The sequence below is a fragment of the Paractinoplanes polyasparticus genome, from assembly GCF_019710575.1.
GTDB classification, from domain to species: Bacteria; Actinomycetota; Actinomycetes; order Mycobacteriales; family Micromonosporaceae; genus Actinoplanes; species Actinoplanes polyasparticus.
This window is the reverse complement of the sequence record NZ_JAHWFK010000039.1, coordinates 1-22,257: the sequence shown is the minus strand read 5'-3', so window position 1 is coordinate 22,257 and position 22,257 is coordinate 1. Positions and strand designations below refer to the sequence as shown.

Below are 22,257 nucleotides of genomic sequence, written 5' to 3'. Positions count from 1 at the left end.
CTCACCGGCGCCCGCGTCCTCGCCCTGACCAGCTTCCTCACCGGCGCCCGCGTCCTCGCCCTGACCAGCTTCGCCGCCGATGCCGGCCGCGGCCTTCGCGTCGGCCAGCGCCAGGCAGGCCTGCAGCAGGCTCTGCTGCGCAGAGGTCACAGCCTTGGCGGCCGCGTCGGCCGCAGCGCCCGCGTCCTCGCCGGCACCCGCTTCTTCACCAGCACCCGCTTCTTCACCAGCACCGGCTTCCTCACCAGCACCAGCCTCTTCGCCCGCACCAGCTTCTTCGCCGGCACCAGCCTTCGCCCCGCCGGCCGCCTTCTCACCCTTGGCCGCCGCGCGGGCCTTCAGCGTCTTCGCCCACTTCTTGGCCTGAGCCTTGTTCTCGGCCTTGGCTGCCGGCGAGCCCGCAGCGGCTTCCTCGCCCGCCTCGTCGCCCGCCTCGTCGCCCGCCTCGTCGCCCGCTTCCTCGCCGCCGCCCGCGGCCGCCGCCGCATCGGCTGCGAACGTGTCGCACGCCGTCTCCAGCGCGGCCGCCGAAGCGGCTGCCGCGTCGCCGGGCGCCTGCTCCTCGACCGGGGCCAGCGGCTCGCCGTCGCAGACGACGGCGCCGGCGTTGACCTGCACGTCCTCACACTTCGAGACGTCGAACTGCTGACCGTCCACGGTCACCAGGTTCACGGCCTTGGGGTCGGTGGACGCCGAGGCCAACTGAAGCCCGGTCACACCCATGGCGACGACCACGCCCGCGACGACCACCGCGCCGATCGTCTTGCGCCGGTTGCCGTCGTTCCGTCGTCGGTACGTGCGGGACCTCATGACCACTCCTCGTCGTTGGACGTCGATGTCACCGGTGTTGCGGGCCAGTACGGCCCCCACCCGCCGCCCGGTTCAACGCCCCCACCCGCCAGACCCCCCGAATCACCCCTCGCCAAGGCGCAAATCCGCAGCTCAGCGCTGTTCCAAGAAAATCTTGAAATTGACCCCGGCGCGCAGGCAATCGCCCCCGGGAGTGGCTACGACCTCGCCGCGAGGATCTGCATCGCGCGGGCGCTGTTCGAGTTCATCGTCTCGACGTCGAGCTGGCGGGTGACGTTCACGGTGAACCGGTCGCGCAGAAGGCCGAGGAGCCACTCGACGCTGTGGTGGCGGCAGACGGCGCCGTCGGCAGTCTCGAAGACGCCGTAGTGCCCGTAGCGGTCGACGTTCGCCCGGTATCTGGTCAGGCTCCGGCCGTCGTTCTGCAGCAACAGATCGCTGACGTAGAGCAGCCCACCCGGGCGGAGAACCCGGGCGAGTTCGGTCATGAGCGTCCGCTGGCCGTCGTCGGTCGGAATGCAGGTGAGCACCGCCATCAGCAGAACCGCGTCGACGCCGTCATCCGGGTAGGGCAGCGACGGCGGATCGGTCAGGACACGGAACGTGAGGCGGGGATGGTTCCGGCGGGCCCGTGCGATGAGATTGGGCGACGTGTCGACGCCCTCGACGTTGGTGAACCCGAGCTGCTCGGCGATTCCGGTGACCCGCCCGTAGCCGCAACCGTAGTCGACGAGCCGGGCTGTGGCGTTCAGACCGCGCAGCCAGCCGGCTTCGACCGGATGGGTGAAGGTCTTCGTGGCGCCGACGGTGTCCCAGTAATCGCGTTGGTTCTCCAGCCCCGGCACGATGACGATCGTTCCACACTCGACAGACCGGATCGGGACCCGAGACCGTCGGCGTCGATGGAACGGTGAGCGCGGGCCGGTGGCGGCCGGCCCGCGCTCACCCCGTCTCAGAGAGTGGGGCTGTCGGCGGGGCGCAGCGTCGCCCAGCCCTCGTCGCGGGCACGGGCCGCCGCCAGCAAGCCGCCCACGGCGGCCGCGTTGGTGATGTCGCCGCGGAAGACCATGGCCACCGCCTCGTCGAGGTCGATCCAGGCGACCTCGAGGTCGGCCTCCTCGTCCGTACGCTCGAAACGCTCCTCGTCCGGCACCGCCGACAGTTCGCGGGCCAGGAAGATGCGGATCGTCTCGTCGGCGAAGCCGGGCGACGTGTGCAGGTCGATCAGCAGGTGGAACAGGCCGGCCCGTAGGTCCGCCTCTTCCGCCAGCTCGCGGGCCGCAGTGACCTCGAGGGCCTCGCCGCTGACGTCACGCAGGCCGGCCGGCAGCTCCCACAACCGCCGCCCCACCGCGTGGCGGTACTGCCGGATCAGCACGACCCGGCCGACGTCGTCGAGGGCGACCACGCCGACCGCGCCCTTGTTCTGCACGACGTCGCGCCGGGCTGTGCCCCCGGACGACATCGTCACCTCGTCGGTGAAGACCGTGAAGATCGGGCCCTCGTACCGCGGTGTCCGCGAACGCGTCTCGTGCGCGAAGGAGGTCACGACGCTTCCACCGGCAGCTCGTCGGCCGCCGCGTACTCCACGGCCGCCTTGACCAGGCCGTCGAACAGCGGGTGAGGGCGGGTGGGCCGGCTCTTCAGCTCGGGGTGAGCCTGGGTGGCCACGAAGTACGGGTGGGTCTCGCGGTCGAGCTCGATGAACTCGACGAGGCGGCCGTCGGGCGAGGTGCCCGAGAAGACCAGGCCGGCCTCCGTGAGCTTGGCCCGGTAGTCGTTGTTGACCTCGTAGCGGTGGCGGTGCCGCTCGGAGATGTCGGTCGAGCCGTACACCTCGGCGACGATCGAGCCCTCGGTCAGCGCCGCCGGGTAGGCGCCCAGGCGCATCGTGCCGCCCAGGTCGCCCTTGCCGGCCACGATGTCCTCCTGGTCGGCCATCGTCGAGATCACCGGGTACGGGGCCCGCTCGTCGAACTCGAGCGAGTTGGCCCCGGCCAGACCGCCGAGGTGGCGCGCGGCGTCGATCGTCATGCACTGCAGCCCGAGGCAGATGCCCAGGATGGGGATCCGGTTCTCGCGGGCGTACCGGGAAGTATTGATCTTGCCCTCGATGCCGCGGACGCCGAAGCCGCCGGGGATCACGATGCCGTCGACGCCCTTGAGGGCAGCCGCGGCGCCGGCCGTGGTCTCGCAGTCGTCGCTGGGCACCCAGCGCAGCTGGATCTTGACGTTGTTGCCGAAGCCGGCGGCCCGGATGGCCTCGCTGACCGACAGGTACGCGTCCGGCAGGTCGACGTACTTGCCGACCAGCGCGATCGTGATCGTCCGCTTCGGATGGTGCACGCGGTGCAGCAGATCGTCCCACTGCGTCCAGTTCACGTCGCGGAAGGACAGACCCAGACGGCGTACGACGTACGCGTCCAGCCCCTCCTGGTGCAGCACCTTGGGGATGTCGTAGATGCTGGGGGCGTCGGGCGCGGCCACCACGGCCTCACGGTCGACGTCGCAGTAGAGCGCCAGCTTGTGCTTCAGCTTCTCGGGGATCTCGCGGTCGCTGCGGCACACCAGCGCGTCGGGCTGGATGCCGATGTTGCGCAGGGCCGCCACCGAGTGCTGGGTCGGCTTGGTCTTGAGCTCGCCCGAGGGCGCCAGGTAGGGCACGAGCGAGACGTGCAGGTAGAAGACGTGGTCGCGGCCGACCTCGTGGCGCACCTGACGGATCGCCTCGAGGAACGGCAGCGACTCCATGTCGCCGACCGTGCCGCCGACCTCGGTGATGACGACGTCGGGCCGCCGGCCGGACTCGTCGGGGTCGGCCATCGCGAAGATGCGCGACTTGATCTCGTTCGTGATGTGCGGGATCACCTGGACCGTGTCGCCCAGGTATTCACCGCGCCGCTCGCGGGCGATGACGGCCGAGTAGACCTGGCCGGTCGTGACGTTCGCCTTGCCGGAGAGCGACCGGTCGAGGAATCGCTCGTAGTGACCGACGTCGAGGTCGGTCTCGGCCCCGTCCTCGGTCACGAAGACCTCGCCGTGCTGGAAGGGGTTCATCGTGCCCGGGTCGACGTTCAGGTAGGGGTCGAGCTTCTGCATGACGACCCGGAGCCCGCGCGCGGTCAGAAGATTACCGAGGCTGGAGGCGGTGAGGCCCTTGCCCAGCGAGGAGGCGACGCCCCCGGTGACGAAGATGTGCCGCGTGTCGCGCACTGTAGAGGCCAACGCCCTGCTCCCGTGGTCGCCTGATTGTGACTGCGGCCGGGGCGAGGCCCCATCCACGGGAGTCCACCGTAACACCTATGGCGGCGGCCGCACGTTCGGGCTGGTGGTGGCGCGTGTCCGCAGTCGGGCGGTCACGCAGAAGTGACCGGCGAGGCCTGACCGCGCAGGGCCGGACCGCCCGGACCGTAGGACTCCCCGTCGGGCCGGGTGCGGTCGGCGGCGTGCAGCAGCACCCTCAGCGCGGTGAGCACCGCGGTCGGCACGGCAGCCGCTGCGGCGGCGCCGGCGACGGTCAGCGCCGATCCGTTGAGCACACCGGCGATGAGCACGGCCACAGTGATCCCGGCCCCGGCCGCCCGCAGCGCCGGGTGCAGCCCGAAGAGCCGGTTGAGCCCGCCCCACGGCGAGAACTGGCAGAAGGCCAGCATCAGCACCCCGGCCACGGCCAGGATCGTCAGCGGGCTGTCCAGCAGGGCCTGCCCGTTGGCGGTGGCCGCGCGCTGCATGGCCGGCCCGGCGGTGCCGTTACCCAGTTCGGTCAGCAGCCGGCCCACGATGCCCTGGTCGGCCGCCGGGCGGCGCAGGTCGACCGCCGCGAAACCGATGGTGACGGCCAGTCCGGCCACCGCGGCCCAGGCGAAGCGCGAGAACGTCAGCCACCCGCCGGTGGTGATGGCGGCGGCCACGCAGACCCCGGCGGTGACGGCGATCGCGCCCACCGGGTCGGCGCCCAGATAGGGGCTGCCCACGACGACGACGCCGATCCCGCCCAGCAGCACCATGACGACGGGCCGCCACGGCTTGGCGATCCACTGGGCCAGCGAGCCGGCCAGCACGAGCAGCCCGGCCACGAACACGCCGAGGCCGACCCCGCCCACCCCGGCGTACCGGCCGCCGGACACCGCCGAATAACCGGCGACACCGTTGAGCTGCAACTGGGCCCCGGTGAGCAGGTCGAACCCGACGACCACGGTCGCGATGGCGGCGGCCGCGCCCAGCGGCCACAGGGTGCGGCCGTAGCGCGGGGCCAGCCGCACCAGCACGGTGCCGATCACGATGAACACACCGGTGACGCTGCCGAAGACCCAGGCCGGGTGCCCGTAACGCCACCACGGGGTGGCGTCGGCCAGCAGCGCGGCCGGGATGGCCAGCGCGGCCGCGATCAGAGCGAGTTCCAGTACGGCGACCAGCCGCGCCGACGGCAGGGCCGGGCCCCGCGGTCCGGCGTGCCGGCGGGCGCGCACCATCACCGGGATGGTGAGCAGGAAGAACAGGATCTGCAGCCCGGCCAGCACCTTGAAGAAGATCCCGGCGACCGCGTTCTGGGCGACCGAGCGCTGATCGGCGTTGTGCACGCCCAGCATCGCGTCGGCGACGCCGGCCGGCCGGCCCTCGACCACAGTGGCGGTACGCCCGGCGAACAGCTTGTCGGGCGCGGGCCGGCCCAGCGCAGTCAGCACCGTAGGCGCGAGGTCGATCAGCTGCAGGTAGCCGTCCCGGCCGGTGCCCGCCGACGTGAGCCAGCCGCCGTTCCAGCCCTCGCCCTCGGCGATCGCCACGTGCAGGCGCGACGAGCGCTCGGTGTCGGACACCCCGGCCACCATCAGCAGGGAGCGCTGAGGCCGGGCGGCGACGACGCGGGCCAGCATGGCGTCGGCCGCCTGCGCCTGCTGCTGCCGCTGCGCGCCGCTGCCCGAGACCGCGCCCAGGTCGACGATGCTGAGGTTGCACTGCGACAGCAGGCCGGCGGCGTCGACCGGCAGCGACGGCTGGTACTTGTCGACGCGGCCGAACGGGCGGGCGGCCGCCATCGCCGCGGCCGGGCCGAAGGCGTACGTGCAACGCACCGACTCGGCCAGTGCGCCGGGCACCGCCCCGTACGGAAGTGTGTCCTGGTTGTTCTGGACCACCGAGCGCTGTTCGGTGAGGTTGGCGCCGATGTCGTCGGGCTGGGTGAGCGCCGGCGACGCGGGCTCGCACTGGCTGCCCGTGGTGTGCCGGGGCCACGCGGCGTAGTTGCCGGCGCCGAGCGTCAGCCACCCGTCCGAGGGGCAGGTGACCCGCATCGCCGAGCGCACCGACAGCCAGCCGATCGAGCCCCTCGACGCCGCGGCCCAGAGCGTGGGCGTGCGCTGCGGGTCGAGGTCGTCCCAGCGCAGCCCGGCCGACCCGGCCACGATCACGTAGTCGGCGCTGCCGGTGTTGTTGTCGGTCGTCGGGCGGATCGCCAGCCCGGCCAGGCCGGCCAGCGCGATCAGCCCGACCAGCAGGTAGGGAACCCAGGTCCAGCGGCGGCGGGCCGGCGGCAACGCGGCCGGCCGGACGCGGCGCAGACGGTCGACGAGTCTCACGAACGGCCCGTCACTTCGGCGTACGCGGCGCGGACGTCGGCCACCGTGTCGGCCTCTCGCGGCCAGGTCGCGGCCTGCACCGGACCCCGGGCGGCGTAGTCAGCCCGCAGCGCCGGATCGTCGAGCAGGGCCCGGACAGCGTTGTCGAGCGCGTCGACGTCGTCCGGCGGGATCAGCATCGCCGCGTCACCGACCAGGCCGGGCAGGCCGCCCACGGCCGTGCTGATCAGCGGCACGCCCGACTCGAGGGCCTCCTGGGCGAACAGCTGCCGCGCCTCCCACTCGCTGGTGATCACCGCGAGGTCGGCCCCGAGCAGCAGGTCGGCCACGTCGTTGCGCCGGCCGAGCAGGTGGAACGGCGCGTGCTTCCGCGACGCACGCTGGGCCAGGAACATGTAGCTGGGCCCGGACCCGGCCACCACGACCACCGGGGCCGGGTCGAGGTCGCGCCAGCGGGCCGACGCGTCGACCAGCAGGTCGTAGCGCTTCTGCGGGTGCAGGCGGCCGACCGAGACGATGAGCGGGGTGTCGGGCGGCAGGCGGAACTCCGCCCGCACGGCTGAGCGGGTGCGCTTGGGCAGCGGCAGGGTGGGGGCCGCGACGGCCCCGAGGCGGGCGTTGCGGGCGCCCAGCGCGGTGGCCCGCTCGACCAGGTCGTCCGAGGCGCCCAGGGTGAGCGTGGCGCTGCGCGCGACGAGCCGCTCGACCAGCAGCGACGCCTGCCCGCGCAGGCCCTTGCGCGACAGCACGGCGTTGTGCCAGGTGACGACCAGCGGCGTGCCGGAACGCGCCAGCTGGGCCACGAAGGCGGCCCGGAAGCCGTGTGCGTGCACCACGTCGGGCCGGCGGGACGAGAGGGCGCTGCGCAGTTGGCGTACGGCACCGGCGTCCTGCGGGCCGGGACTGGCCGGAATCTCGACCGGGACGAAGACGGCGCCCGAGCCGGCGAACCCGAACAGCTCGTCGGTGGCCGCGGGGCCGCACACCAGCACCTCGCAGCCCGCCGCGACCAGGCCACGGGCGAGCGAGGCGACGTGCTGGCCGACCCCACCCGTGCTGGAGGCCAGCACCAGTGCCACCGAACCACGCCAGTCCTCGCCCACGGAACCTCCTTGTCAGGCCGCGCGGCGGCGCAGGCGGCGGGCCAGCGGCGCCAGTTCGCGGCGGGCCATCGGGTAGGCGGCGCCGACGAAGGCCACCAGAACGACGAGCCCACCCAATATGCCTTGAACGATGCTGAGAACCGCCTGCGGGGTGTCGCTGAACAGCTGACCGAGGCCGGCCACCGCACCCCACCCGGCGAGCGTGGCCAGAGCCGTGGCCAGCAGCGTGACCAGCGTGGTGCGGCCCAGGCCGCCGAGCGCTTCCGCCCCGGCGTGCCGGCGCACCGCCACGACGAGCAGCAGTCCGATAACCGACATCGCGACCGCGTTGGCCAGACCGAGCGTGAAGACTTCGTCACCGACGCCCGAGAGCGCCAGAGCCACTCCGGCGCCGACGATCCACCCGGCGGCGGTCGACCCCGCAGCGGCGACCGTGGCTCCGCGCGCGTACAGCGCCCGGGAGAGCAGGGCGAACAACGCGTAGCCGAACAGCCCCGGCGCAAAACCGGCTATGCCGTCGGCCGCGGGCGCGGCTCCGGTCAGATAGGCGATCGGGCCGGCCAAGGCGACGAGGGCGGCCACGCCCAGCCCCGCCAGCAGCATCACCGACCGGGCGGCGGCCGACAGATCCTTGCGGTACGCGGCCTCGTCGCGGCGGCCGGCGGCGGCCGACAGCGACGGGTAGACGGCGGTCGCCACCGGCACCGCCAGCACCGCCCATGGCAGCAGGAAGACGGTCTGCGCAGCGTTGTAGAGGGCGAGCCCGCCACCGGCCGTGAGGGCGATGGCCACAACGATCATGACCTGCTGCGAGCCCACGGTCACGGCGCCGGCCCAGCCCAGCCGCACGGCCTGACGCCCCTCGTCGCCGGGGAACCGGAGGCTCGGCCGCACCTTCAGTCGCAGCCGGCGCAGCGGGATCAGAAGGCAGAGCGCGAGCACGACGACACCGCAGGTGGTGCCGATCGACAAAATGAGTTCGCCGGTGCGGGTCAGGCCGGCGAAGTCGGATCTGGCGCCGTCGACCACGGCGTACGAGAGATACGCGCCCATCACCGTGACGCTCGACAGCAGCGGGGCGATCACCGGCCAGGCGAAGCGGTGGTGAGCCTGCAGCACTCCGGTCAGCACGATGCCGACGCCGTACAACGGCAGTTGGGGCGCGAAGACCCGCAGCATGCTCGCCGCCGTCTCCTGATGAGCGACCGGGACCCCGGGCAACAGGCCGGCGATCGGGCCGGCCAGCAGCGCCACGAGAGCGGCCAGCGGCACCAGCAGCACGAGCACCCAGGTCAGCAGGGCCGACGAGACCGCGTCGACCCGGTCGCGGTCACCGGCCGCCACCGCTCCGGCCAGCAACGGCACCACCAGGCTAGCCAGGGCGCCGCCCGCCACCAACTCGAAGACGATGTTGGGGATCGTGTTGGCGGCGTTGTAGATGTCGGCCAGGTCCTCGTGGCCGACCGTCCGCAGAAAGACGAAGGTGCGGCCGAACCCGGCGATCCGCGCGACCACCGTGAGCGCGGTGATCAGCGCCGCCGCCCCCGCAATTTTCGCGCCGGGACCGACGATCCCCGCGGCACGCTGGGTTCTCTTCGCTGCCGGCTCGGCGTTCTTCGAGGCAGGCTCCACGGTCTTCGCTACGGGCTCGGGGCTCTTCGCTGCGGGCTCGGTTGTCGGGCTTCGCTGCTCGCCGGGCCCGCCGCCGCGGGTGGCGCTCACGCTTGCGGAGGGCGGCGGCCCAGCTCGTCGAGGGCGCGCAGCCACGGCGTGTCGTTGATGACCTTGGTGAAGCTGACCTTCTCGCTGGCCGCGGTGAGCGCGCCCAGCACGGTCAGCGCGGCCAGCCGCCCGCCGGGGCCGCTGCGCGCGATCAGTACCACGCCGAGCAGCGCGCCCAGCGCGTTGGCGCCCGCGTCACCCAGCATGATCTTTTCGCCCAGGTCGTCCGGCAGCAGCGCCGCCGAGGCGCCGAGAGTGCCGGCCGCGATGCCGCCGCGTCGGCCCACGGCCAGGGGCGCGCCCAGGATCGCCCCGGCCTTGATCGCCCGGCCCGGTCGCAGGTCGAGCAGGTTGACCAGGTTGGCCAGGCCGGCGACGACCCCCGCGCCGAGCAGCACGTCGGTGGTGCGCCCGAGGCGGCTGGGCCGGTTGCTGCCGACCAGCGCGCCGGCCACCAGGCCGGCCGCGCCCACCCCGGCGATCTTCACCAGGCCGCTGGTGACCCGCCCCTCGCGGAGCGCGCCCAGGTGACCGGCGAAGCCCTTGGCCGCCTTCTGCTCGGGCCGGTTGCCGACGATGTCGTCGTAGAAACCGACCGCCCCCGAGACCGCCCCGGCTGTCACCGCCGCCGCGGCGAGCCGGCCGCTGCCCGCGCCGAGTGCCGCGGCCACGGTCGCGCCCGCAGCGAGCGCCGGACCACCCGCGAGGGTGACCGTGCGGCCGTGGAAGTTCGTGCGCTCGAGCACGCCCGCGTGCTGATCGCGGCGGATCCAGGCGAGCGCGGCCCGGGCGACGGCCGCGCCGGCGCCGAACGAGCGGAGGGTTGCCATGGGTGGGAAGTCTAGAGACCCGGCGCTACGAGGCGGCCTTGGGCACCAGCGAGGAGGCGCCGGCGGCCAGGCCGTACTGGCCGACCTTGTCGTCCACGACCCGCTCGACGGTGGCCATGGCCGACGCGACCTGGCCGTCGGCGGTGCTCGCGTTGTCCACCGTGGAGATCCTCTTGACCAGTGTCGGATCGCCGCGCACGGCCGAGATCACGTTGCCCTCGCCCACGCCGACGCCGGCCACCACCAGCGGACGGTTCTTGCTCACCTCGGTGGCCATGTAGACCAGCGACTGCGACTTCTTGGCCGCGTCCTTGTCGACGGCCGGCGCGCCGCTGATCATCACGGTGGCCTCGGCCCCGCCCACCGCCTTGTCATCGACCGAGATGTAGCTCTGCTCGCTGTAGGCCGTCAGCACCGCCGTCACGTCACCCGCGGCCGGCTGGGTGGCCGTGACCGGGCTGCGCTGCAGCAGCGCGAGCGCGAGCTGGGCGCTGGCCGTCTCGACGCCGTTGCTGTTCAGCGGCACCGCGGCGATCGGGATGGTGGGCTGCGACGACTCGTTGGCCAGGTCGAGCAGGTCGAGCTCGACGGCCGGGTCGAAGAACTTGTCCTGCACCGTGACCTTGGCCGTGATCGTGGCGCCGGCGATGGTCAGCATCGAGATGACCTTGTCGGCGTACTGGTCGGTGCCGGGCAGGGCCAGCACCGCGAGCTTGCGCCCGGCGAGCTTGCCGTTGAGCACGGTGGGCGCGAGCTCGGTGGCGAACTCCTGGCTGCGGTTGATCTCCTCGCGGTACTGGTTGATCTCGTCCCGCTTGTTGCCGAGGTCTTTGTTGAGCGCGGTGATCTGGCTCTTGAGGTTGTCGGCCACCGGACCGTTGAGCGCCGCGGTGCCGACGACCAGGCCGATGGCCAGGGCGAGGAAGACCGCGGTGAGCGACACCACGTGGTACCGGAAGTTGATCACGACAATGCCCCGTAAACGTCAGAAAAGATGTCCGAGCTGGAAGACCAGATTGTCCCACCACTCGGAAACCACGGTCAGGTACGCCTTCCCGACCGTCGACACGGCCACCGCCGAGGCCATCGCGGCCGTCGCCGACAGCACCAGGAGCAGCAGCGCCGAGCCGGAGATGTTCTGCTTGTAGAGCCGGCTCACGCCCTTGGCGTCGACCAGCTTGCCGCCGACCTTGAGCCGGGTGAGGAAGGTGGAGGCCATGCCGCCGCGGCCCTTGTCGAGGAACTCGACCAGGTTGGCGTGCGTGCCCACGGCCACGATCAGGGTGGCGCCCTTGTCGTCGGCCAGCAGCATCGCCAGGTCTTCGCTGGTGGCGGCAGCCGGGAAGGTCAGCGCGGCCACGTTCAGGTTGTGCACCCGCTCGAGGCCGGGGGCCCGGCCGTCCGGGTACGCGTGCACGACCACCTCGGCCCCGCAGCGCAGCACGTCGTCGGTCACCGAGTCCATGTCGCCGATGATCATGTCGGGCGTGTAGCCGGACTCGACCAGCGCGTCGGCCCCGCCGTCGACGCCGATCAACACCGGCTTGTACTCGTGGATGTAGGGCCGCAGGACGTCGAGGTCGTCCTTGTAGTCGTAGCCCCGGACCACGATCAGCACGTGCCGCCCGGCGATGCGGGTCTGCACCTCGGGCACGCCCACGCCGTCGAGCAGCAGGTCGCGTTCCTGCTTCAGATAGTCCATGGTGTTCGCGGCGAACGCCTCGAGCTGCACCGACAGCCCCTCGCGGGCGTCGGCCATCGAGCGCGCCACGGTCTCCGCGTCCTGCCGCACGCCGGAGGCGATCGCCTCGCCGTCGAGCAGCACGGTGTCGCCCTCGACGACCACCGAGTCGCCCTCGCGCAGCTTCTCGAAGATCTCCTCGCCGAGGTCGTCGATCAGCACGACACCGTTCTTGATCAGCACCTCGGGGCCGAGATTCGGGTAGCGGCCCGAGATCGACGGCTTGGCGTTCAGCACGACAGCGACGCCGACGGCGACGAGCGCGTCGGCGGCCACCCGGTCGATGTCGACGTGGTCGATCACGGCGATCTCGCCCGGGCGCAGCCGGCCGGTCAGACGCTTGGTCCGGCGGTCGAGGCGGGCGGTGCCGGCGAGGGCATCGGGATCGGTGCTCCGCGCGCGGCGCAAAGTGGGAAGTCGCATCACGGCCATCCTGACATGCCGAATCACGCGCCTGGCACGCGACATGCGCGATCTCACCCACAAAAGGGGCATTCGCCCCGCTAGTCCCTCTCGGTCATGGTGCCATGACCGAACCTGCTGGTCAGGCCCTTTTTTCGCGACCCGCGACGGCGAGCAGCTCTTCCGCGTGGGCGATGCCCAGATCCGAGTCGGGCAGGCCGGCGAGCATGCGCGAGAGCTCCCGCGCCCGTTCGGTCTCCTCGACTATCCGGACCCCGCTGGTGGTGATCGCGCCGCCCGTGTCCTTGGCGACGACCAGGTGGCGGTCGGCGAACGCGGCCACCTGCGGCAGGTGGGTCACCACCAGCACCTGGTGGGTGCGGGAGAGCCGGGCCAGCCGCTTGCCGATCTCGACCGCGGCGGTGCCGCCCACACCCGCGTCGACCTCGTCGAACACCAGCGTCTCGGGGCCGCCGGCGCCGGCGAAGACGACCTCGATCGCGAGCATCACCCGGGAGAGCTCACCGCCGGACGCGCCCTTCTGCAGCGGCAGCGACGGCGCGCCCGGGTGGGCCAGCAGACGCAGTTCCACCTCGTCGGCGCCGTCGGGGCCGACGGGCAGGTCACCGGCGGTCGGCTCGTCCTTGCCGGTCACCCGCGGGACGACCGCGACCTCGACCTTGGCGTGCGGCATGGCCAGGCCGGCGAGCTCGACGCTGACCGCCTCGGAGAAGCGGCCCGCCGCCTCGACCCGGGCCTCGGTGAGCCGGGCCGCCAGCTCGCCCACCTGGGCGGACAGGCGCTGACGTTCCTTGTCGAGCTCGTCGAGCAACTCGTCGGACGAGTCGAGCGCGGCCAGCTTGGTGCGCGCCTGTTCGGCCCAGACGATGACGCCCTCGACGTCGTCGGCGTACTTGCGGGTGAGCGCGCGCAGCGCGGCCCGGCGCTCGTAGATCTGCTCGAGGCGGGCCGGGTCGGCGTCGAGGCTGCCCAGGTAGGCCGACAGCTCGGACGAGACGTCGGCGACCAGGGTGGCCGCCTCTTCGATGCGTGCCGCCAGCTCGCCCAGCATCGGGTCGACCGGGGCCTGCGCCTCGAGGGTGCGGCGGGCCGTGCCGAGCAGCTCGGTCGCGTCGGGCGCCTCGTCGGTGACCTCGACCCCGCCGGCCAGCGCCTGGGCGGCCAGCGCGGCGGCGATCCGCAACCCCTCGGCGTGCTCGAGCCGCTGCACCTCGGCCCGCAGATCGTCGTCCTCACCGGGCTGGGGGTCGACCCGGCTGATCTCGTCGAGGCCGAGCTTGAGCAGGTCGGCCTCTTGCGAGCGGGCCCTCGCGTTGCGGCGGCGGTCGGCCAGGTCGTCGACGACGGCCCGCCAGCGGCCGTACGCCTCGCGGTAGGTCTCGAGGAGCTTCTCGTGTTCCGGGCCGGCGAAGCGGTCGAGCGCGGCCCGCTGCTCGGCCGGGCGCAGCAGGCGCAGCTGGTCGGACTGGCCGTGCACGGCGAGCACCCGCTCGCCCAGGTCGCTGAGCATCGCCACCGGCATGCTGCGGCCACCGACATGGGCCCGGGAGCGGCCCTCGATGGTCACCGTGCGACTCAGCAGCACCGAACCGTCGTCGTCGATCTCGCCGCCGGCGTCGGTGATGCGCGTGGTCACCTCGCCGGCGAGCTTGCCGCCCAGCCGCAGGCGGCCCTCGACGACCGCGCGGCCGGGATCGGCCCGGACGCGGCCCGCGTCGGCCCGGCCGCCGAACAGCAGGCCGAGACCGGTCACCACCATGGTCTTTCCGGCACCGGTCTCACCGGTGATGACGTTCATGCCCGCCGTCAGCCGCAGCGTCGTGTCGTCGATGACGCCGAGCCCGGTGATGCGCAGTTCCTCCAGCACACGGCAGACAGTATCGGTGCCCCCCGACATTTGCCCACCGGCGGTCACGTCAACTACCGGCGATTGCCGCGCCAGCCTTCCACCGGAAGCGCGAACTTGGCCACGAGCACATCGGTGAATGGCCTCGGCTGGAGCCGGACCAGGCGTACCGGAAGCTGACCGCGCTCGACGGTGACCTTGGCGCCCGGCGGCAGGTCCCAGGTGCGGCGACCGTCACAGCAGAGCACGGCGAACGAGGTGTAGGGGTCGACGGTCAGCGCGAACGTCGACGTCGGCGCGGTCACCAGCGGCTTGCTGAACAGCGCGTGGGCGCTGATCGGCACCAGCAGGAGCGCCTCGACCTCGGGCCACACCACCGGGCCGCCGCCCGAGAACGCGTAGGCGGTGGAACCGGTCGGCGTCGCGCACACGACACCGTCGCAGCCGTAACGCGCGAGCGGCCGGCCGTCGACGTCGACCAGCAGCTCGAGCATCTGCGCCCGCTGGCCCTTCTCGACGCTGACCTCGTTGAGCGCCCAGGACTCGGCGATCACGCGGCCGCCGTACTCGGCCCGCACGTCCAGCGTCAGCCGCTCGTCCACCTTGTACGCGCCGTCGACGACGTCCTTGACGGCCTGGTCGAGGTGGTCGATCTCGGCCTCGGCCAGGAAGCCGACCTTGCCCAGGTTGATCCCCAGCAGCGGCGCCTTGACCGGGCGGGCCAGTTCGGCGGCGCGCAGGAAGGTGCCGTCGCCGCCCATCGCCAGCACGATCTCGACGCCGTCGGCCACGCCCCGGCCCTCGACGGGCGTCACCTCGGGCGGCAGGTCGAGGTCGGCCACCTCCTCGGTGATCACACGGACCTCGAAACCGGCCGCCAGCAGGTCCTGCGCGACCGTGCGGGCGTGCTGCGTGCTCTGCCGCCGGCCGGTGTGCGTGACCAGCAGGGCCGAGCGCGTCATGTGTCCTCCAAAGGGGATGCCGTCTGCTCCGGCCCGGCAGAAGCTACCTTGGTCGCGGGCCCGGCGGCGACAACTTCTTCGATCTGCGCTCGATCGGCGGGCTGGGCGTCGCGGCGGAACCAGACGAAGAACTCGACGTTGCCGCTCGGCCCCGGCAGCGGGCTCGCGGTCACCCCGGCCACGCCCAGACCCAGCTCGGCCGCGGCCGCCGCGACGTCCAGCACCGCTTCGGCTCGCAGCTTCCAGTCCCGCACGACCCCGCCCGCGCCGACCCGTTCCTTGCCCACCTCGAACTGCGGCTTGACCATGAGCGCCAGGTCGCCGTCGGGCGCCGTGCAGCCGGCCAGCGCGGGCAGCACCAGCCGCAGAGAGATGAACGAGAGATCCGCCACAGTCAGGTCGACGGGGCCGCCGATCGACTCCGGCGTGATGGCCCGGACGTTGGTGCGCTCGAAGATGACGACCCGCTCGTTCGTGCGGATCGGCCAGGCGAGCTGCCCGTAGCCGACGTCGACCGCCACCACCTGCCGGGCCCCCGCGCGCAACAGCACATCGGTGAACCCGCCCGTGGATGCGCCGGCGTCGAGGCACCGGCGCCCCTCGACGGCGAGCCCCCGCGGGCCGAACGCGGCGAGCGCTCCGGCCAGCTTGTGCCCGCCCCGCGAGACGTACTCGGTCGCCGGGTCCTCGCCGGTGACCAGCACCGGGTCGGCTGGGTCGACCATCGCGGCCACCTTGCGGGCGACCGTGCCCCGCACCTGCACGCGGCCGGCCTCGACCAGCGCCGCCGCCTGCTCGCGCGAGCGGGCCAGCTTGCGGCGCACCAGCTCGGCGTCGAGCCGGGCCCGCTTCACCGGTCGATGCTCGCCAGGGTCTCCTGGAGAACCTGGTGAGCCGCCTCGTACTCGGCGATCTGCTCGGACGGGGCGAGCCGGGAAGCGTTCTCGAGAGCGCTCAGCACGGCGTCGACGGCCGGGTGGCCCGTTTCCCGCACGATCTCGCCGGTCTGCTGGTCGACGGCCTGCGGCACGCCGGCCGACGACTGTTGCGCCGGCTGCGGGCTCGGAGCGTGCATCGGCGGCCGCGGCACCGGCGGCGGCCCGGGGCGGAAGTTGCCCGGCGTCGGGAACGTCATCGGCTCACGCCTCCGAGCTCGAGGTGGGAGGCAGTTCGGTGGCCGCCGCGGCCTCGCGTACGGCGGCATTGGGGGCATCGGCCGTGCCGGCCGGCGCGCTCGGCGTGGTCTTCTTGGCCACCGCCTTCTTCGCCGCCGTCTTCTTGGCCGCGGCCTTCTTCGCCGGCGCCTCGGGCGCCTCGGTCGCCTTGACCGCCTTCCGGGCCGGAGCCTTCTTCGCCGGGCGCACGCCCTGCGCCTCAGCCTGGGCCGTGGCCGGGGCGATCTTCGCGGTCGCCTTCTGATCGGCCGGGATCACCTCGTCGGGCGATGGCACGGCCTTCTTGGCCACCGTCTTCTTCGCGACCGCCTTCTTGGCCGGGGTCTCACGCGGGGTGTTGGCGGGCGGCTGCGACGGCGTGGTGCCCGCCGACGGCATGGCGTTGGGAACCGCCTTCTTGGCCACGGCCTTCTTGGCCGCACGCGGCCTCGGCGCCGGCTCGTCGATCCGGGTGCCGCCGACGCCCTCGCTGGGCGCGTCGGCCGCGATCCCGGTCCGGGCGCGCGACTCGGCGTCCCGCAGCTGCCGTTCCAGATCCCGTACGCGGGTGGTCAGCTCGGTGACCTCCTCCGCGGTGGCCAGGCCGACCACGCCGAGCGCCTTGTCGACCTCGTAGCGCACGATGTTCGTCAGCGCCTCACGGTTCGCCATGCCGGCCGACAGCAGATCGTCGACCAGGCCCTGCAACTGCGCGGCCGTGGCGCCGCCACGGTTCACCACGTCGCCCACGACCTTCTGGGCGCGCTTGCGCGGTACTTCGGTCAGTCCGAGCGCCATCTCCAGATACGCCCGCCATGCGTCCGGCATGTTCCGCTCCTCTCACGGCTCGTCGGGTGCAACGCTACCGGGCGGCCGGCCTGTCCTCGTGAGGTACGGTGCGGTACGCGTACAGGTGTCGTGAGGAAAGGGTTCAGATGGCCACCGTGGACGAGTGCCGGCAGGCTCTGCACGACTTGGCCGCGAGGCTGCAACGCAACGCCGAGACCCGCGGCCGGCTCGACTTCGACCGCACGCTGGCGTGCCGCGTCCCCGACCTGCAGACGGCCTTCCACGGCCGGCTCACGGACGGTCTGCTGGTCGACATCGCCGACGGCGACGACCCGAAGGCGAAGATCGCGCTGATCGCCGACAGCGACGAGCTGCTGGCCCTCATCGCCGGCCGGCTCGACGTCACCCGCGCCCTCGCCGGTCGCCAGATCCAGGTCAAGGCCAACCCGTTCGACCTGCTCAAGCTGCGCAAGCTGCTCTGAGACTCACCGTCCGGCGGCGCCCAGCGCGGGCATCGCTGCTCTGAGACTCACCGTCCGGCGGCGCCCAGCGCGGGCATCCGCCACCCGGCGGCCAGCCGGGACGGCTGCAGGTTGACACCGCCGCCGAAGAACTCGGTGAACTTCATGATCAGCGGGTCCCACCGCAGCGGGTCGACGTGGGCGGTGCCCGGCACGAGCAGGCTCTGCTCGACGTGCGTCCGCAGAACTTCGATCTCGTACGCCGTGGCGTGCAGATCCCCGGTGAAGCGGTGCGCCCGGACGACGCGGCATTCCAACTGGATCGGGCACTCGGCCACCCGCGGCGGCGCCACGAGAACCGACGCCTGCCGGGTCAGCCCGCCGAGCGCGAACTTGTCGGCCACGTACCGGTAGCCCTGCTCGGCCTTGGCCGGCGGCACGTCGGGGCGTCCCGTGGTCAGGGCGATCCGGTCGACCGCGCCCACCAGCGCCGAGGACGGCAGGTTGAGCACGCACTCGCGTTCGCGGCGCAGGTTCTCGGCGGTACGGCTGCGATCGCCCATCCCGAGCATCGCCGACTGACCCAGCCACCACGCCGACGACATGGGCGCCAGGTTGGCTGTGCCGTCCGCGTTGAGCGTGCTGATGAGCACCACCGGGGTGCCGAAGTACAGGACCTTGAGACCGGGTACGACATGCATGGCTCCATGCTGTCCCGGCCACCCGGCCGAGGGCTGGCGGCTTTCGGACGTCGCGTCGCCCGGTCGGCTAGAGCTTCCAGGCGGCGAGCAGTTCGCGGGCCGCGTCGGAGGTGGCTGTGATGCCCGACAGGGGCACGCCCGACCACGTGGCCGCGCACAGCAGACGCAGCGCCACGACCGGGTCGCCGTCGCCGTCGAGCGTCACCGTGTCGCCGTCGCGGTCCACCCGCCAGCCGCCCGCGCCCTCCGCCTCCAGCGGCACGGCAGCCTCCGCCGCCGGGCGGAACAGGCCCGACAGATCCGCCGCCACGAACGTGGGACGCTCGGGCTCATCGGCCGCCAGCAGATCGGCCGGGCCGCTCACGCCGGTCAGCACGAGCAGACTGTCCAGGCCCGCGGCGACCGCGCCCCGGATGTCGGTGTCGAGGCGGTCGCCCACCACCAGCGGGTGCTCGGCGTGCGCCTGCGACGCGGCGGTGGTGAACAGGGCCGGTCCGGGCTTGCCGACCACCAGGTCCGGGTCGCGGTCGAGCGCGGTGCGCAGCACGGCCACCAGCGAGCCGTTGCCGGGCAGCGGGCCGCGCGGGCTGGGCAGCGTGCGGTCGGTGTTCGTGGCCACCCACATCGCCCCGGCCCGCACCGCGAGCGAGGCCTCGGTCAGAACGCGCCAGCCGACGTCCGGGCCGTAACCCTGGACGACGGCGACCGGTTCGTCCCCGGCCGCGCCGACCGGGGTGAGGCCGGCCTCGCGGACCTCGTCGCGCAACGCGTCCGCGCCGACCACCAGCACCGGGGAGCCCGCGGGGAGCTTCTCGGCGAGCACGGCCGCCGCGGCGCCGGCCGAGGTGAGCACCTCGGCCGGCTCCGCCGGCACACCCATTCCGGTGAGCAGCGCGGCCACGTCGGCGGCGCGGCGGGACGCGTTGTTGGTCGCGTACGCCACCGCCGTCTTCCGCCCCCGCAACTGCCCGACCGCCTCGGCCGCGCCGGCGATCGGCTTGTCGATCAGGTAGACGACGCCGTCGAGGTCGAAGACGACCAGGTCGTAGCCGCCCGCCAGATCGGCCGTCACTCCTGCGACGGCTTCCGCTCGCTCACGAACTCGTCGGCCGCCTTCTCGTCCTTCTCGGCCCGCTTCTCGTCGGCCAGTTCCTCGGCGTCGGCCTCGAGCTCCTCGGCGACGTCCTCGACGGCGACCGGGTCGGTGTTGACATCGGTGTCCGCCACCGCGACCACCTCGTCGCCCCCGTCCTCGTCGTCGTCCTGGTCGTCCTCGGCGTCGTTACGGGCCGCGGGCTCGTCGTCGCCGTCCTCGGCGTCGCCGCGGGCCGCGGGCTCGTCGTCGCCGTCCTCGGCGTCGCCGCGGGCCGCGGGCTCGTCGCCGTCCTCGATGTCGCCGCGGGCCGCGGGCTCGTCGTCCTCGTCCTCGTCGTCCTCGATGTCGCCGCGGGCAGCGGGCTCGTCGTCGAGGTCGTCCTCATCGTCGTCGTACTCGTCGTACTCGTCGTCCTCATCGTCGTCGTGAGCCGCGCGCTCGTCGTCGCCGTCGAGCTCGGCCTCCTCCTCGACGGGAGTCGTACCGCTGCGCCTGTCACCGTCGTCCGGCTCGGTGTCCTCGTCGGCCAGGGTCACACCGTCGAGCTCGAGCAGCCGCTCGGCCGCATCGGTGAGGCCCTCGTCGTCGGCCGTGGCGGCCCGGGTGAACCACTCGCGGGCCTCCTCGCGCCGGCCGGCGGCGAGCAGTGCGTCGGCGTACGCGTAACGCAGGCGCGCCGCCCACTCGGCGTCCTCGTCGGTGTTGAGCTCGCGTACCTGGAGCATCGACACCGCCGCGTCGTTCTGGCCGAGGTCGGTGCGGGCGCCGGCCGCCACGATCAGCAGCTCGATCGCCCCCGACTTGTCCATCTTCTCGAGGTCGGCGCCCCGGTAGAGGTCGATGGCCCGCTCCGGGCGGCCCAGCGCGCGCTCGCAGTCGGCCAGCTCGGCCAGGTGCGTCTGCTGCCCGGTCATCCGGTGGTAGGTCCGCAGCTCGGCGATCGCGGTCGTCCAGTCCCCCGCCGCGTAGGCGGCCAGGCCCACGGCCTCGCGCACCACGGCGATGCGCGACGCGAGCCGACGGGCCGCGATCGCGTGCTGGAGCGCCAGCTCGGCGTCCTCGTCGATGATCTGACCGGCCGCGACGAGGTGCCGGGCGACCCTGTCGGCGATCTCCCGGGCCAGCGACAGCAGCTCCGAGCGGACCTCCTTGTCGAGGTCGGCCGCCTCGATGTCCTCGGGGATCTCGGGCGCTACGAACGCCACCTGGTCCTCGCGGGCCCGCTCGTCGTTCGCCGGGTGCCGGTTCTCGCGGTCGTCGCGGACGCTGGGAGCCCGGTCCTCACGCTCCCGGAAGCCACGGTCGTCCCGGTTGCGGAAGCCACCGTCGCGGGGGCCGCGGTCCTCGCGGTCGCGGAAGCCACCCTCGCGCGGGCCCCGATCGCCCCGGTAGCCGCCGCGGTCGCCCCTGTCCCGGTCGCCCTGCGGACGGTCGCGGAACCCGCCGCCGCCGCGATTGCCCGGCCGGTCGCCCTGCGGACGATCCCGGAAGCCGCCACGGTCCTGGAAGCCACCGCCGGGCCGGTCGCCCCGGTCCTGGTAGCCGCCGCCCTGCGGACGGTCGCCGCCGCGATAGCCGCCGGAGCCACCCTGGTAGCTGCCGCGGGCGCCGCCGGCGTCGCGGTCGCCTCGGTAGCCGCCGCCCTGCGGACGGTCGCCACCACGGAACCCGCCCCGGTCGTCCCGGCCACGGTCCTGGTAGCCGCCACTTTGCGGGCGATCACCACGGCCCTGATAGCCACCACCCTGCGGACGGTCACCACGGCCCTGATAGCCACCACCTTGCGGACGGTCACTCCGGCCCTGATAGCCACCACCTTGCGGACGGTCACTCCGGCCCTGGTAGCTGCCGCCCTGCGGACGGTCACTCCGGCCCTGGTAGCTGCCGCCCTGCGGACGGTCACTCCGGCCCTGGTAGCCGCCGCCCTGCGGACGGTCGCCGCCACGGTCGTCCCGGCCCTGGTAGCCGCCGCGGTCGCGGTCACGGAACCCGCCCTGCGGACGGTCACCTCGGTCCTGATAGCCGCCACCCTGGGGGCGGTCGCCACGGCCCTGATAGCCGCCACCCTGGGGGCGGTCGCCGCGGTCACGGAAGCCACCCTGCGGACGGTCACCGCGATCCTGATAGCCACCACCCTGCGGACGGTCGCGGAACCCACCGCCCTGGGGACGGTCTCCGCGGTCACGGAACCCGCCACCCTGCGGACGGTCACCACGGCCCTGATAGCCACCACCCTGGGGGCGGTCGCCACGGTCGCGGAAGCCACCACCCTGGGGACGGTCACCGCGGTCGCGGAACCCGCCACCCTGGGGACGGTCACCGCGGTCACGGAACCCACCACCCTGCGGACGGTCACCGCGATCCTGATAGCCACCACCCTGGGGCCGGTCGCCACGGCCCTGGTAGCCACCACCCTGCGGACGGTCACGGAACCCACTGCCCTGGGGACGATCACCACCGCGGTACCCGCCACGGTCACGGTCGCCACCGGTCACGCCACGCTGGTAGCCGCCGCGGTCACCGCCCTGGGGACGGTCGCCGCCACGGAAACCACCACGATCGCCGCCGCGGTCACGGTCACCACCACGGAACCCGCCGCGGTCGCCGCCGCCGAAGGAGCCACCCCGGTCGCGGTCGCCGCCGCGGAAACCACCACGGTCACCGCCCCGGTCACGGTCGCCGCCACGGAAGCCGCCGCGGTCACCACCGGAGCCGCCGCGGTCACGGTCACCGCCCCGGTCGCCCCGGAAACCGCCACGGTCGCCATCGCGACCGCGGCCGCCTTGGCGCTCCTCGTCGCGGGGGGCGCGACCGCCCTCGTCCTGGGGTCCAGTAGTCACGGATCAATCCTTCCGGTCCGGCCGGCCCTTGACATGACGGGCTTGCCTCGACGTTCAAAGTTACTCGGGTACGAACACACAAAAGCAGCCGAGGGCCGACCCCGAAACGGGGCGGCCCTCGGCTGGCACGTTGAGTCCGGCGGCGTCCTACTCTCCCACACCCTCCCGAGTGCAGTACCATCGGCGCTGGAGGGCTTAGCTTC

General features: G+C 73.1%; 18 protein-coding genes and 2 pseudogenes. 2 read left to right on the top strand and 18 right to left on the bottom strand.

Translation table 11 applies throughout. The features are described from left to right. From KXC43_RS33450 to KXC43_RS33380, 15 genes are all read right to left on the bottom strand, one after another. A partial coding sequence (locus tag KXC43_RS33450; RefSeq protein WP_221380209.1) for a hypothetical protein occupies positions 1-810 on the bottom strand: 810 nt, incomplete at its 3' end. A gap of 197 nt (positions 811-1,007) precedes the next feature. After that, the gene (locus tag KXC43_RS33445) at positions 1,008-1,655 is read right to left on the bottom strand and encodes a class I SAM-dependent methyltransferase (protein ID WP_221380208.1); all 648 of its coding nucleotides are present in this window, start codon (positions 1,653-1,655) and stop codon (positions 1,008-1,010) included. A gap of 107 nt (positions 1,656-1,762) precedes the next feature. After that, positions 1,763-2,359, bottom strand: a complete 597-nt coding sequence (locus KXC43_RS33440; RefSeq protein ID WP_308129377.1) for an NUDIX domain-containing protein — start codon at positions 2,357-2,359, stop codon at positions 1,763-1,765. Continuing rightward, a complete protein-coding gene (pyrG, locus tag KXC43_RS33435; RefSeq protein WP_221380207.1) occupies positions 2,356-4,035 on the bottom strand; it encodes a CTP synthase in 1,680 nt (559 codons plus the stop codon). Before pyrG ends, KXC43_RS33440 begins: the two co-directional genes overlap by 4 nt. A gap of 131 nt (positions 4,036-4,166) precedes the next feature. Then, positions 4,167-6,386 (bottom strand): hypothetical protein, encoded by a 2,220-nt coding sequence (locus KXC43_RS33430; protein WP_308129376.1) that lies wholly within the window; start codon positions 6,384-6,386, stop codon positions 4,167-4,169. Next, positions 6,383-7,489 (bottom strand): glycosyltransferase family 4 protein, encoded by a 1,107-nt coding sequence (locus KXC43_RS33425; RefSeq protein ID WP_221380206.1) that lies wholly within the window; start codon positions 7,487-7,489, stop codon positions 6,383-6,385. Before KXC43_RS33425 ends, KXC43_RS33430 begins: the two co-directional genes overlap by 4 nt. A 12-nt stretch (positions 7,490-7,501) precedes the next feature. Beyond that, complete coding sequence (murJ, locus tag KXC43_RS33420) at positions 7,502-9,211, bottom strand: murein biosynthesis integral membrane protein MurJ (RefSeq protein WP_308129375.1); 1,710 nt, start codon at positions 9,209-9,211, stop codon at positions 7,502-7,504. After that, entirely contained in the window at positions 9,208-10,041 is an 834-nt protein-coding gene (locus tag KXC43_RS33415; protein ID WP_221380205.1) for a hypothetical protein, read from the bottom strand. Before KXC43_RS33415 ends, murJ begins: the two co-directional genes overlap by 4 nt. Before the next feature lie 25 nt (positions 10,042-10,066). Continuing rightward, positions 10,067-11,008, bottom strand: a complete 942-nt coding sequence (locus KXC43_RS33410) for a copper transporter (protein WP_221380204.1) — start codon at positions 11,006-11,008, stop codon at positions 10,067-10,069. Between the two features lie 18 nt (positions 11,009-11,026). Continuing rightward, a complete protein-coding gene (steA, locus tag KXC43_RS33405; RefSeq protein ID WP_221380203.1) occupies positions 11,027-12,205 on the bottom strand; it encodes a putative cytokinetic ring protein SteA in 1,179 nt (392 codons plus the stop codon). A gap of 121 nt (positions 12,206-12,326) precedes the next feature. Then, positions 12,327-14,072: a DNA repair protein RecN gene (gene recN / locus KXC43_RS33400; protein WP_221380202.1), complete on the bottom strand. Its 1,746-nt coding sequence runs from the start codon at positions 14,070-14,072 to the stop codon at positions 12,327-12,329. A gap of 53 nt (positions 14,073-14,125) precedes the next feature. After that, complete coding sequence (locus tag KXC43_RS33395; protein WP_221380201.1) at positions 14,126-15,013, bottom strand: NAD kinase; 888 nt, start codon at positions 15,011-15,013, stop codon at positions 14,126-14,128. Further along, the gene (locus tag KXC43_RS33390; RefSeq protein ID WP_221380200.1) at positions 15,010-15,867 is read right to left on the bottom strand and encodes a TlyA family RNA methyltransferase; all 858 of its coding nucleotides are present in this window, start codon (positions 15,865-15,867) and stop codon (positions 15,010-15,012) included. The genes KXC43_RS33395 and KXC43_RS33390 overlap by 4 nt, the downstream gene beginning before the upstream one ends. Further along, a complete protein-coding gene (locus tag KXC43_RS51555; RefSeq protein WP_255645290.1) occupies positions 15,864-16,148 on the bottom strand; it encodes a hypothetical protein in 285 nt (94 codons plus the stop codon). The genes KXC43_RS33390 and KXC43_RS51555 overlap by 4 nt, the downstream gene beginning before the upstream one ends. A 4-nt stretch (positions 16,149-16,152) precedes the next feature. After that, positions 16,153-16,995, bottom strand: coding sequence for a phasin family protein (locus KXC43_RS33380; RefSeq protein ID WP_221380199.1), 843 nt, complete (start codon positions 16,993-16,995; stop codon positions 16,153-16,155). Positions 16,996-17,102: 107 nt separating this feature from the next. Here KXC43_RS33380 and KXC43_RS33375 point away from each other — a divergent pair, with 107 nt between their 5' ends. Further along, the gene (locus KXC43_RS33375) at positions 17,103-17,438 is read left to right on the top strand and encodes an SCP2 sterol-binding domain-containing protein (protein WP_221380198.1); all 336 of its coding nucleotides are present in this window, start codon (positions 17,103-17,105) and stop codon (positions 17,436-17,438) included. Positions 17,439-17,485: 47 nt separating this feature from the next. Here KXC43_RS33375 and KXC43_RS33370 read toward each other — a convergent pair whose 3' ends face one another. The 3 genes and pseudogenes from KXC43_RS33370 to KXC43_RS53605 all read right to left on the bottom strand — a co-directional run. Beyond that, on the bottom strand, positions 17,486-18,118 hold the full coding sequence (locus tag KXC43_RS33370; RefSeq protein ID WP_221380197.1) for a flavin reductase family protein: 633 nt from the start codon (positions 18,116-18,118) through the stop codon (positions 17,486-17,488). A gap of 67 nt (positions 18,119-18,185) precedes the next feature. Beyond that, positions 18,186-19,190, bottom strand: a complete 1,005-nt coding sequence (locus KXC43_RS33365; RefSeq protein ID WP_221380196.1) for an HAD-IIA family hydrolase — start codon at positions 19,188-19,190, stop codon at positions 18,186-18,188. Between the two features lie 548 nt (positions 19,191-19,738). After that, a pseudogene (locus KXC43_RS53605) lies at positions 19,739-20,326 on the bottom strand (hypothetical protein); the annotation flags it as partial. Positions 20,327-20,452: 126 nt separating this feature from the next. Between KXC43_RS53605 and KXC43_RS33355 the strand changes: the two are divergent. Then, positions 20,453-22,257: pseudogene (locus KXC43_RS33355) on the top strand (hypothetical protein); the annotation flags it as partial.

What these genes read in the sequence shown, in the direction of transcription:
- KXC43_RS33415 (WP_221380205.1), bottom strand. Translation starts at nt 10,041, where the DNA reads ATGGCAACCCTCCGCTCGTTCGGCGCCGGCGCGGCCGTCGCCCGGGCC.
- steA (WP_221380203.1), bottom strand. Translation starts at nt 12,205, where the DNA reads ATGCGACTTCCCACTTTGCGCCGCGCGCGGAGCACCGATCCCGATGCC.
- KXC43_RS33395 (WP_221380201.1), bottom strand. Translation starts at nt 15,013, where the DNA reads ATGACGCGCTCGGCCCTGCTGGTCACGCACACCGGCCGGCGGCAGAGC.
- KXC43_RS51555 (WP_255645290.1), bottom strand. Translation starts at nt 16,148, where the DNA reads ATGACGTTCCCGACGCCGGGCAACTTCCGCCCCGGGCCGCCGCCGGTG.
- KXC43_RS33380 (WP_221380199.1), bottom strand. Translation starts at nt 16,995, where the DNA reads ATGCCGGACGCATGGCGGGCGTATCTGGAGATGGCGCTCGGACTGACC.
- KXC43_RS33375 (WP_221380198.1), top strand. Translation starts at nt 17,103, where the DNA reads ATGGCCACCGTGGACGAGTGCCGGCAGGCTCTGCACGACTTGGCCGCG.
- KXC43_RS33370 (WP_221380197.1), bottom strand. Translation starts at nt 18,118, where the DNA reads ATGCATGTCGTACCCGGTCTCAAGGTCCTGTACTTCGGCACCCCGGTG.